The organism is Faecalimicrobium sp. JNUCC 81 (assembly GCF_053667625.1).
On record NZ_CM132203.1, the window covers coordinates 2,535,850 to 2,548,063 of the forward strand.

Consider the following 12,214-nt stretch of genomic DNA (forward strand, 5'->3'; position numbering starts at 1 on the left):
TAACGTTTTCTTGATTGTACTTGTGAAAATGTATTACCCTTTAAAGCTATAATAGCATTGTAAACATAGTCATAGCTATGCACTTTTAGGAACTTTTAGGTTTTAGGGAATTCCTTGTATTCGTCCTTGACTCATTTTGACTCCAAATCAGTCAATTTTGATTCAATATTTTTTAGCTTAAATAATGATATAATTGAAATGAATAATTATACTGATAAATACTTAAAAATAACTTCTTAGGGAGAATCATAAAATTGAAAAATATAACATTTGGAAATGTATTAGAAAATTTACTATATCTATCTAACCAAAAAAAGGGTAGCTTAGCTAGAGCTTTAGGTTATGATATATCTTATGTTAATAAATGGATATCATCTAAAAACCTTCCTAGTTCAAAGAGAATAAATGAAATTTGTAAAAATATATCTGATTTCATAGTAGACTCCCTTACAGAGTCTACATATGCAAATTTAGTAAAATACTTTGAAATAGATAAAAATTGTGATGAAGATTACCTAAATAAATATATTGAAAATACGTTAAAAGAAATATATTTAGATACAGCAAATACAAATAATAAATCGTTGCAAAGTATTCCTAAAAATACTCATTCAGAAGAGTATTATAACAGTCTTTCTAATGTTAAACCTATTTTGATACAAAAAAGTTTACTCGATGAAATAGATTCATATGCAGACAAAGGGGACTATTTAGAAATATTGGTATCTCTAAATTTATTTGATATAAATTATAAAGAGAAAATATCTTTAGGAGATATGAAACGAGTTTTTTATGAAATGAGTAAAAAAACTAATATAAAAGTCAAATTTTTATTAGGATTAAAAGGAGAAAATCAAAATGAAATACTTAATTCAATACTAGGCATAAATTTAATCTCAACATATCCTTCACTGAATTTCGAAATATACAATTGTAATTTGAATTACAATACAGTTATTGTAGCAATTAAGGATAAATTTTTATCTACTTCAATATTTTCAGAAGAAGGAGACTGCTTATTTTCAACTACTTCTAAAGAAAAAAAACTGGTTTCAGAATTGTATGATAGTATTGAATACACTTTAAGGAACAAAGGAAAAAATATATGTTACAAAAAAACTCCAGATTTAATGATTGAAGATCAAACTTATATTCAATATATTATGAATAATGATTTAAGATGCTTACTAGGGTCAATAAATGAATTTTTTATGCCTGAAGATTTATTTATGGAAATAGCTAAGAGAGTTTTTGGTGACAATAAAAAAATAATGAATGAATTAAAAAAAATAAATGTATTTCTTCATAATGCAACCTATAAATCTAAATTAAAAGTTCTTTTATATGAATCAGAACTAAGGAAATATATGTCCTCAGGATGTCTACATTTTTTTAATACTCCTGTTACCTTAACTTTTAAAGAAAGAGAAAGACATATAGAATATATTGAAAAAATACTTATGGAATCTAATGATGTTGAAATCAGATTAGTTGATGGACACTTCGTAGAAGATTTCAAGAACAATGAAAACCCTTCGCTTTATTTATCTAAAAATTTAAAATTCACAAAAGTTCATCCTGAATCTGGAGAAAATGACTATTCTATAATATGGGATAAAGTTTTTAAAGGTATGTGTGATAGTCTCTTTAATGCACTTTGGAATGCTAAGGGTGATATTATTTTAGATAATAAAGAAGATATATTAGACAGGATTTCTAAATCTATAAGCTATACTAAAATAATAAATAAAACATTTGGTGATAATATAAAATAACTTATATAAATAAAAAGCTACAATATGATATTGTGGCTTTTTATTTTATCTCTTTTATTATAAATTTAGTAATTTATTATAATTTTCATAAATTATATCTTCTAATTTTTTATCATCAATATTTTTATAATTTGCTATCTTTTTAACTACTTCTTTAATAATACTTGGATATCCATATTCTCCATTTACCCACTTAAGAGCTGTTGGTCCATCAGTTTCTACTAGTAATTTATTTAATGGAATTTTATCTAATACCTTATATGCAATATCTGAATATCCTATATCTACACTAATAGTAAAGTAGCATCCTAAACTTATAAATTTATCTAGAGTATCCATATCACCACTGTACCAATGTATTATAGCTTTTCTGTAATTATATCGTTTTAATGAATTATATATTTCAATTTCAGCTCCTTTAGTATGTAAATTTACTATTTTATTTCTTTTTACACTTTCTTCTAATATAAACTTAAATACTTCTCTTTGTTTTTCATAAGTCGATGTATCTTCTATCCATACATAATCTAGACCTATTTCTCCTATTAATTCACTTTCTTCTATATAAGGTATAAGGTCTTTAAAGTCTCCATTAAATTGTGAGGCCTTCCAAGGATGTACTCCAAAACAAGGTTTTATATATTCACTTTGTTTGCTATATTCTTTGTTTTTAATATAGCTTTCTATATCCATACTATTAGCTAGCGTAATTATTTTATTTTTATTTATTTCATCTATTGCAATTTCTATATTATCTTCAAAAAAATCTAAATGTGTATGTGAATCTATATACATAAATCCTCCCAATTTTAATATTTTATATCATTAAATGATTGTGTACAACTATTATTTCGGCAAATATAATATGTTCTATTATTATCTTTTAGTCCATAACCTGATAAGTACAGTATCCATTCTATTTTATAATCTTCATCTTTTACTACCACTATAGTATTTGGATTATCATAAAGCATTTTTTCAAAATGAGGAACTATCCACATTTTATCTGTTGAGTATCTAGAAAATCCATAACACGCAAAATAATACAAAGCTCTACTTGTTTTTCCAAGCAGAGCCTTGTATTTTAGTTTCTATGTCCTATTCCAGTTACTTGTTCTGATTGTATTTCTCCATTTACGAATTTTATATCAAAAGCTTGACCAAATCCTTTTACAAGTCTTCCTTGTATTATATCAAGTTCAAACATATCAAAATCCATTTTCTTAAACATTGCCATCATTTTAGCATCATGCACTTCATCAAATTTATTAAATACATCTTCACTAACATCTTCTACAATTTTAGCTTCGCAATCGAATGATAATCTAGCTCTTGCAAATATTGTTTGAGCTAAGCTTTCATCTTCAATTATCATAACTGCACATTTTTTGTTATCTCTTAAATTATAGTAATGATTAGCTGCCTTACTTAAGTATACATATATTTTTTCACCTATCATAACAAAAGGTGCATAACTTATAGCTGGGTTATTATCTTTATCTATTGAGCTTATCATTAGGCTTTTTTGATTTTTTAATAATTGTTCCATTGTATCATTCTCCTTATATCTTATAAATTTATGTTTAATATATTTTCTATCATCCACAGACACCCTCTAAATCCTATATAAGGAGTAGATGAATAAATATTTACTCTGTGTAAATTTGGGTTACTTACCTGTAAGTCAAACTTTGAGTTATGCTTCATATCTAAACTAGGTCCATCGGCAAGTAACATTAAAAGTTCTGTTTCCTTTAGATATTTCATTCTATCTAATTATTTAGAACTTACTATAACAGATTTATCTTCACAAGTTGTTTTGTACAAGATCTCTTTTCTATCAACTTCAATACCTAGTTCTTTTAATAATTTATTTATACCCATAACTATGTCATAATCACCAAATATTGCAACTTTTTTACTTCCTTTGTAGAAGTAAAATTTACGTTTAATCCCAAATATATGATTTTTTACACTATTTACTTCATCCTTTAAATTATTATCATCTCCATCTAAGCCTACTACTACACCCTACTAGATCAATATTAGCAATTCTACTTACATATAGGCTAAATCCTTTTTTAGATATATTATTTTTATATACTATATTTTAATCATATAATTCTCTAACTTGTATAAATATAGCTCTATGCCTAAGTCACTTAAAAAATATACCATTTAAAATGCCATCATAGAAGTATTACCATATATTAATTTCTTTCCTTCAAGAAGATTAGTACATATTCTATTTAACTCATCGTATTTTTCAACTTCTTTATTTAGACCCTCTAGTAAATTAATATCTAAAAGTTCTCCTAATTTTTCATAGTTTTTAATTATAGTTTCTTTATTCATATATTTATCAAAATAAATATAATCTATATCAAATTTTTTCTTCATTGACTCTGCTAAATCTCGCGCTATCATATCTGTTACTATATTTAACTTAGCTTTTGATGCATTTTGAATATCTTTTATATCACACTTTGAAGACATTACTGTATTTATAGGCACATTATTTCTCTTAATCAGTTTTATAAGATCTGTATTCTCTACATTTGTTTATCTTTGCCATAGTATATTTTTTCTAGTTTTTTATATAAATTTAGAGTTGAAAAAATTTAACACCAAACACCTATGGAGTTTAAAATTTCATTTAAGTTAATATAATATTATTTGTATTTTTTATTATTTTACTCCTTAAAAACTCCATCTTAGTCCAATTATAATTTTAAATATATTTTTGTGATAGTATTTAAATAAATATATTTAGATGAGTATTTGTATAATTATATTAATTGGAGGTAATATAATGATTTGTTCAAAACAATTCGAAAATGCATTAATAGAATACAAGAATTTAGGAAAAGATGATATAAATGTTTACAAAGACAATATCATAGTGGTTTTAGATGATTTGAATTTTTCACTTGATAAACTCAAGTATTCACTAATTAAATATTTAACTAAAGAAGGCTTTGAATGTTTCGATACAGAAAAATATTTAGGAGCTAACCCTATAATAAAAATGTATGATGAATATTTTGTATTAAAAATGGGATTTGGAGGATCATGGGTAATGCCGTATCAAAATGCAATATTAACTCCTTTAGATAAAGATACTGCTTTATAAATAATATATAATCTGAAAACTGAGTCGCTAATTTAGGTATTATAATTAAAAAATAAAAAACAGTTGAATCAATTAATTCAACTGTTTTTTATTTTTCAAATTTTATATAGCATTTTTATTATCTATCATATTATCTATAATCTTATTTATTAAAAGCATCGAAATAAGACATCTACTGCCGTCTTCCATAAATAAAATTCTTTGCTTTTTATCAATACGTAATACTTTATCTCTATTTACAATAAAAGACCTATGACATTTTATAAATCTTTTGTCTAGTTTATCTTCTATATCTTTTAAAGTTCCTTTAAATTCTACATAACTATCATAGGTATGTAAGGCTATGGTTCTTTTTTTTGCAGTCTCAAAGAAAAGAATATCATCATACCTTATTTTTTCTACACATTGGTTATTTTCTATCGTTATGAATTCACTCTCACTACTTTTTCTAAGTTTTTCGTCTATAAATGTTAAACACTCTTCTACTCTTTTATAAATGCCTTCTATGCTATCTTTAACTATATAATCTACAGCCCGTATATGGTATTTAAAAGTAAGTTGACTCATCTCTGGATGAGATGTAATCATTACTATAATAGCATTTTTATCTATATCATTTATCTTTCTAGCTAACTCAATACCATTTATATCTTGCCCTATTTCTATATCTAAAAAGTAAACCCCATTGGAGTTATTTATGTTTATATAATCTAATATTTCATAGGCTGAATTTGTGGATAATTGTATTTTACCTTTTATTTCTTTATCAGTTAATATCTCCTCTATAGTATTTTTTAAATTTTTTCTTTGTTCTTTATTGTCTTCACATATAAATATATTCAAATATCTCTCTCCCCTAGCTATATATCTCTAGTTTTTGTATAAAATTTTCATCTAATTTAATTGAAAAACAGATATCTTCATATTTGTCTAGTATCTCATTTAAATTACTCAATCCTATACCTCTATTTATTCCTTTCGTAGAAGTTCCTCCTTTAATTAATTCGGCTAAACTATCAATTTTCTTTATATATGTATTTGAAATTAAAAAATATGTACAACTTGAATTTCTGTCTATGCATATATCTATATTAGGTTTCTTACATTCTAAGCTAGCTTCTATACAGTTATCTAAAATAATACCTAAAACTCTGCATAAATCTACAACGTTCATATTTATATTTTTTATATTTTTATAGATATTTATATTTATATTTATTCCTAATTCTTCGGCCTTTATTAATTTAGATAAAATTAACCCCTTTAATTCTATAATTTTTATATTCGACACTGATGTAATATTGAAATTATAAGAGTTTAAATTTTCACTTAAAGGCTCTATATTAGAATAAAAAAACTTTTTTAAGCCTTCCATATCATTTTCTTGCATATATCCGTTCATAGACAGTAAAATATTTTTATAGTCATGCCTAAATTTCTTCATCTCATTAGTCATAATTTCTAATTTCTTATTATATTCATTTATTTCCTTCAATCTATTTTCATTATTTATCATACTTACTAAAAATAAAAAAGCTATAAATGTTATAAAATATAAAATCAGTAGTATTCTTCCCCAAGGTTGATCTATATCTTCTATGCTAAGTAACTTTATTTGCCTTATAGTCTCTAAGTATATTATTAATACTAATATAGAAGTTAATATAATCATTGTTTGAATTTTGGCATTGAATTTTTCTATATTTCTCATTATTAATTTATTTATATATCTAGCCAATAAAAATAATAATAAATAATTAATTATATAATATATTCCTATATTTAATATATTATTATCCTTACATATACTTATATTAAATATATCAAAATATATATTGTAACAAACAATATTAACAATCATACTTAGTAAAGTTGTGCTCAATGGTACTATAATAGTAAGCGATATCTTCTTCGTAAATTTATATATAATAAACGACATAACAATATTTCCAACGTACAAAGGCGATATTCCTAAATATTTATATGCAATTAATAAAAATACATATATTACAAAAGAGTATATTATTATTAAAAATTTATTAACTTTTAGACTATATATATTTATAAAAGCTAATACCATTCCTATATATGCTAGAATTGTATAAATATATGTCATTTTTATTTCCCCTTTAAATAAGGTTGATAATAATTAATATTATTTTCAACCTTAACTGATTATTTTAATAATAAGATATATAAATTATTTTATATCTCCCTATACTTTAAATATTTTATTCCAGCTTAATTTAATAAATAGTAATAATACTATAAAATAAATTCCTGTATATAATAAACTACTACTAACTATAAAATGTATTATAGTTATAATCCCTACAACAAACATTGACTTTATCATAGTCAAAATATTTTCACCTGAGTTAGTATTTTTATACTCTGATGAAAAAGGACGCTCTTTTTTATTAAGTTTAAATGTAACCATAGAAGTAACTATTATAGCTACAAACATAACAGCTAAATGAATTATAACTTTAGCTTTAAATATTAATAAAAATACTACACTTAAAACTATGTAAACTGGGAGTATTAATTTATAGATACTTGCTTTAAACATACCTGAATATAAATTTTTGTCATCCTTTATAGGAAGTACATCATAAATCCAAGATGCTTCATACTGACTTGAGAACTTAAGAGTAGTAACTATAGTTTGGCTCATTAAAACAAACATATAGCCCATTAGGTAATATTTCTCATTGCTTAAACTGTTTATATAATTTATTATCCCACTTGAATCATATGAAGACATCATCATTATAAATGGCATGAAAGTAGCTAAGGCTAACGATGGATATACTTTAGTTTTAAAGTCTCTATCTTTGTCTAATACATTATATACAAAATTAAAAAATGTTCTTTCTTCTTTATTTTTACAAATAATTTTACTTGCTTTATAAGATAGGCTATCTTTATTTTTTATTTTCTTATAAGTGTTATCACTTAATTTTTGAAGATTATATTCAAATGTTGGTATAAGCTTTATATATATGAATATTGATACTATAGGTACTATTAACGATAATATACTTAGCAATCTTATTATATTATTTGGTTCATCTCCTAAAAATATATTAAAATTAGCTCCAAACCACATTGGAGGAAGTAGTATATTACATACTTTAGGAACATATACAAACTCCATATCTATAAAACTAAAAGCTCTTACTACAAATTGATATCCTACTACAAATATAAGTAAAAAACCTATTTGGAATGTATTTATCATATCTTTTAGTTTTTCTCCACTAAATAACTTTAATATAACAAAGTACATACTTGCAGTTATTATAATCATTAATATATCTATAAATAATATGCTGACTAAAAGTAATACAAAATACATTATACCATATCTAAATGATGCAATAAGCCCACCTCCACCTATTGCTAAACTTAAAAGAGATATGTATATAAATATATGGGTAATTTTAGCTGCATTTAAGGTTTTTGAATCTACTCCTTTAGTTACTATTATATCTTTGTCGTTTATATCTAATATAACACTTGAAAAATCTGATATAAAAACACTTAAAATCATTATCATAAAGAAACTAAAATATAAACTCATTTTTATAATAGGATTTATATTCATAATAACTATTGGCGCTGAAAATACGCCTATTATTGCATACACTATTAATGCAGTAAAAAAATAATTTTTATCTTTAGTTGTATCTTCATTAAATCCGGCTACATTTTGTCCACGTCTTCCATCCATTACTAATTTAGATTGGACAATTAATCTCATTATCTTATAGTTTACTCCACATTTTTGGTAGATACCTTTGAATAAATCTAAGATTTTTAACATAAAAAATTCCTTCATATCTACTCTCCTTTTAAAATATCTACAAATTTATCTGCAAGTTCACTATGTTCATCAAATCCTGTAAGATTATTAAATATTTCTTCTAGAGAACCTTCAAAATTACAATTTTTTATTTCTTCAAAGTTACCATCCGCCACTATATTTCCTTCATTTAAAAGAATTATTCTATCACTAAGCTTTTCAACGACTTCCATTATATGAGATGAATAAAAAATAGTCTTACCATCGTCCTTTAATTTTTGTAGTATCTCTTTTATGAGAAGAACACTGTTTGCATCCAGTCCACTTAGTGGCTCATCTAAAAATAATATATCTGGGTTATGAATTAAAGCTGATATTATTACAACCTTTTGCTTCATTCCCTTTGAAAAAGAAGATAGTCTTGAGTTATATGCTTCTTCTATACCTAAAACTTCCATAAGTTTTAAAGCTTTCTTATCACATTCTTCATAATCAAGTCCATATATTTGCCCCGTAAATGTAAGATATTCTCTTGCTGTTAAGCTTTCGTATACTTTTGCTATTTCTGGCACATATCCTATTTTTTCTTTATAATTGTTATCTTCATTTTCGATGTTTTTCCCAAATATAGATACTTCTCCACTATAACCTTTTACTAAACCTAAAAGTATTTTTATTGTTGTACTTTTCCCTGCACCATTTGAACCGATATATCCTATTATATTCCCCTTATATATATCTAAATTTATTTCCTTTAAGACCTCTTTATCGCCATAAGTCATTTTAAGGTCTTTTATTTCTATTATTTTTTCTGAATTACTCATTTTACCTCCCAATAAAGCTATTAATCATTTGATATTATTATAACATAAATATCCATATCTATTAGTTTCAAATTCTTAACCATTTTCTTGTACTTTCTTTACTTTTTATTAAAATTTTTAGCATAAAAAATATCGGATAAAGTTATTTAACTCAATATCTGATATTTTTTATTTATATTTTATATTTAAAAATTCATACGACTAGATGCTGATTTTCTTTTATTTTTTACAGAAATATCTAAATCCTCTTTTTTAATTATTTTAAATGCTTGTGTTGGACATACTTTAACACATTGAGGTCCATCTTCACTTTCAACACATAAGTCACACTTATTAGCTACCATTTTTTCTTTGAAGCATAACTTATTTTCATCAATTTCTTTTAAGTTTGCTAAATCTATTGCACCTATGGGACAAGCAATCATACAAGTTTTACACCCTACACATTTTTCTTCTAAAATTTTTATTGTATCTTTAACTTTAACTATACATCCATTTGGGCATACATTTACACAAACCGCATCCTCACAATGTCTACATTGTACAGGAGCACTTACTTTATTAGTTTTTATAACATCTAATTTAGGATTAAAATTTATTTCATCTATATTTTTTTCAAATATATTTTCGTTATTATGAGCAACTACACAAGCTATCATGCAAGTTCTACATCCTATACACTTATTTGGATCTGCTATTACAAAAGAATTCATTAATTAGTCACTTCCCTTCCCATACAATACTTTGTGTGTAACAGCTTATGTGACTTTTCTCCTAGTGGTTCACCTAAGTAATCTTTATATATTTGTTTTATTGCAGGATTTTCATGGGATTTCCTAATATCTAAGTTACTATCATGATTATAAATTGATTTTGCTCTATTTGAATATGCAATATCTCTGTATTCTTCTAATAATAACTTTGGCTGACCACCTCCACTTACACATCCAGCAGGACAGGTCATAACCTCTATAAAATCCAAATTCAAATTTCCATCCTCTAAATCTTTTAAAATTGATACTACATTCTTAAGCCCACTAATAACTCCAACTCTTAAGTTTAAATCTCCAACTTTTATAGTGGACTTTCTAATTTCACTGTCTCCTCTTAATTCTAAAATATCTATTTTAGGTATACTTTCTTTTGTTATTAACTCATAACCAGTTCTAATAGCAGCTTCCATAACGCCACCAGTCACTCCAAATATTGTAGCAGCTCCCGTATAATTTCCTAATATATCATCAAATTTGCCTTCTATAATATTTTTAAAATCTATATTCATTTCTTTTATTAAATAAGCTAACTCTCTTGTTGTTAAAACAACATCCACATCCTTATATCCACTTGAATTCATTTCTTCTCTATCGCACTCATACTTTTTGCATGTACATGGCATTATAGACACACTATATATTTTTGATGGCTCTATTTTATTTAGTTTTGAACCGTAAGTTTTAAATACAGTTCCACCCATTTGCTGTGGTGATTTACAAGAAGATAAGTGATGGATTAAATGTGGGTAATTATCTTCCATAAATTTAACCCAGGCAGGACAGCAAGAAGTAAACATAGGTAAATTTTTATTTTCACTTACTCTTTTTATAAGCTCACTGCCTTCTTCCATTATAGTTAAGTCTGCTGCAAAGTTCGTGTCATAAACTCTATCAAAATTTAATTTTCTAAGTGCTGCGGCCATTTTTTCTGGCGTTAAAACTCCTAAATCGTAACCAAAATCTTCACCTAAAGCTACTCTCACTGCCGGTGCACATTGAACTACTGTAAAAATTTCTGGATCTTTTAAAGCTTCTTTAACTTTTTCTATATCGCAAGTATTAAAAGCTGCAAATAATGGTTCTTTTAAACTAACTGGAACTTTTCTTTCTTTTAGTTTGTTGTCTAAAAACTCATATCCTTCATCTATAATAGAAGCATATGATTTACAAATTTGAATACACTGACCACATATAACACATTTATTAGTATCTATTCTTTGAGGTAAGCCTTCTTCTCCATAAATTGCATCTACCGGACAGACTTTAGAGCATTGTTTACATCCTGTACATACCTCTTCATCTATATTAACTATCATAAAATCCCCCATATCCCTTTAGTTTTTAGTCATTAATAAACTTATTGCAGCTTTTTTATTTTTCTGTTTTTTATCATCTATTGGATCAATTAACTTTAAGGCTTTATTAGGACATGCATTTATACATGCTATTTTTTCGCTATCTCTGCATAAGTCACATTTATATGCTATTTTTTTTCCATCATCTAAATTTATTTGTTCTACCTTTTTTCCTTCTTTATATTGAGATTGTAGGTCTATTGCCCCTATAGGGCATGCCAACATACAAGTTTTACACCCTACACATAAGTCTTCGTCTATAAACATTATGTTGTTTTCTTTTTTAATAGCTCCATTTATACAGCTATTTAAACATGGTGCATCTTCACAATGTCTACACTGTATTGGAATACATGAATGTTTATCCTTGACTAAATATAACCTTGGTATAATGGGTACTTCAACAGTTCCAACTGTAAACCCTATATTATTATTTTTATTATGAGAAACAAAACAAGCTACCTCACAAGCTCTACAACCTATACATTTACTGTAGTCTGCTACTACAAATGAAGATATACATTTTTCCATATTCCCCCACCTTTT

14 protein-coding genes are annotated in these 12,214 nt (G+C 25.3%); 2 read left to right on the forward strand and 12 right to left on the reverse strand.

The genetic code is table 11. The features are described from left to right. The first annotated feature begins 254 nt into the window (after window positions 1-254). On the forward strand, window positions 255-1,775 hold the full coding sequence (locus tag JNUCC81_RS12700; RefSeq protein ID WP_454093816.1) for a hypothetical protein: 1,521 nt from the start codon (window positions 255-257) through the stop codon (window positions 1,773-1,775). Window positions 1,776-1,832: 57 nt separating this feature from the next. Here JNUCC81_RS12700 and JNUCC81_RS12705 read toward each other — a convergent pair whose 3' ends face one another. From JNUCC81_RS12705 to JNUCC81_RS12725, 5 genes are all read right to left on the reverse strand, one after another. Next, complete coding sequence (locus JNUCC81_RS12705; protein WP_454093817.1) at window positions 1,833-2,570, reverse strand: TatD family hydrolase; 738 nt, start codon at window positions 2,568-2,570, stop codon at window positions 1,833-1,835. A 14-nt stretch (window positions 2,571-2,584) separates the two neighbouring features. Beyond that, window positions 2,585-2,824 (reverse strand): hypothetical protein, encoded by a 240-nt coding sequence (locus JNUCC81_RS12710; RefSeq protein WP_454093818.1) that lies wholly within the window; start codon window positions 2,822-2,824, stop codon window positions 2,585-2,587. 35 nt (window positions 2,825-2,859) lie between these two features. Continuing rightward, on the reverse strand, window positions 2,860-3,324 hold the full coding sequence (locus JNUCC81_RS12715) for a HugZ family pyridoxamine 5'-phosphate oxidase (RefSeq protein WP_454093819.1): 465 nt from the start codon (window positions 3,322-3,324) through the stop codon (window positions 2,860-2,862). A 20-nt stretch (window positions 3,325-3,344) separates the two neighbouring features. Continuing rightward, window positions 3,345-3,542 (reverse strand): hypothetical protein, encoded by a 198-nt coding sequence (locus tag JNUCC81_RS12720; protein ID WP_454093820.1) that lies wholly within the window; start codon window positions 3,540-3,542, stop codon window positions 3,345-3,347. 411 nt (window positions 3,543-3,953) lie between these two features. Continuing rightward, a complete protein-coding gene (locus tag JNUCC81_RS12725) occupies window positions 3,954-4,289 on the reverse strand; it encodes a nitrogenase component 1 (RefSeq protein WP_454093821.1) in 336 nt (111 codons plus the stop codon). Between the two features lie 298 nt (window positions 4,290-4,587). On the opposite strand from JNUCC81_RS12725, the gene JNUCC81_RS12730 reads away from it, so the two are divergent. Continuing rightward, complete coding sequence (locus JNUCC81_RS12730; protein ID WP_454093822.1) at window positions 4,588-4,908, forward strand: hypothetical protein; 321 nt, start codon at window positions 4,588-4,590, stop codon at window positions 4,906-4,908. A gap of 102 nt (window positions 4,909-5,010) precedes the next feature. On the opposite strand, the gene JNUCC81_RS12735 is transcribed toward JNUCC81_RS12730, so the two are convergent. From JNUCC81_RS12735 to JNUCC81_RS12765, 7 genes are all read right to left on the reverse strand, one after another. Next, window positions 5,011-5,751, reverse strand: coding sequence for a LytR/AlgR family response regulator transcription factor (locus JNUCC81_RS12735; RefSeq protein ID WP_454093823.1), 741 nt, complete (start codon window positions 5,749-5,751; stop codon window positions 5,011-5,013). Window positions 5,752-5,764: 13 nt separating this feature from the next. Continuing rightward, window positions 5,765-7,024, reverse strand: coding sequence for a sensor histidine kinase (locus JNUCC81_RS12740; protein WP_454093824.1), 1,260 nt, complete (start codon window positions 7,022-7,024; stop codon window positions 5,765-5,767). A 99-nt stretch (window positions 7,025-7,123) separates the two neighbouring features. Beyond that, complete coding sequence (locus JNUCC81_RS12745; protein WP_454093825.1) at window positions 7,124-8,752, reverse strand: hypothetical protein; 1,629 nt, start codon at window positions 8,750-8,752, stop codon at window positions 7,124-7,126. A gap of 2 nt (window positions 8,753-8,754) precedes the next feature. Next, window positions 8,755-9,540 carry an ABC transporter ATP-binding protein gene (locus tag JNUCC81_RS12750; RefSeq protein WP_454093826.1) on the reverse strand — a complete coding sequence of 262 codons (786 nt, stop codon included), beginning with the start codon at window positions 9,538-9,540 and terminating at the stop codon, window positions 8,755-8,757. Between the two features lie 185 nt (window positions 9,541-9,725). After that, a complete protein-coding gene (locus tag JNUCC81_RS12755) occupies window positions 9,726-10,253 on the reverse strand; it encodes a 4Fe-4S dicluster domain-containing protein (RefSeq protein WP_454093827.1) in 528 nt (175 codons plus the stop codon). Beyond that, the gene (locus JNUCC81_RS12760) at window positions 10,253-11,629 is read right to left on the reverse strand and encodes a [FeFe] hydrogenase, group A (RefSeq protein WP_454093828.1); all 1,377 of its coding nucleotides are present in this window, start codon (window positions 11,627-11,629) and stop codon (window positions 10,253-10,255) included. Before JNUCC81_RS12760 ends, JNUCC81_RS12755 begins: the two co-directional genes overlap by 1 nt. A gap of 18 nt (window positions 11,630-11,647) precedes the next feature. Further along, the gene (locus JNUCC81_RS12765) at window positions 11,648-12,199 is read right to left on the reverse strand and encodes a 4Fe-4S dicluster domain-containing protein (protein WP_454093829.1); all 552 of its coding nucleotides are present in this window, start codon (window positions 12,197-12,199) and stop codon (window positions 11,648-11,650) included. Between the last annotated feature and the right edge of the window lie 15 nt (window positions 12,200-12,214).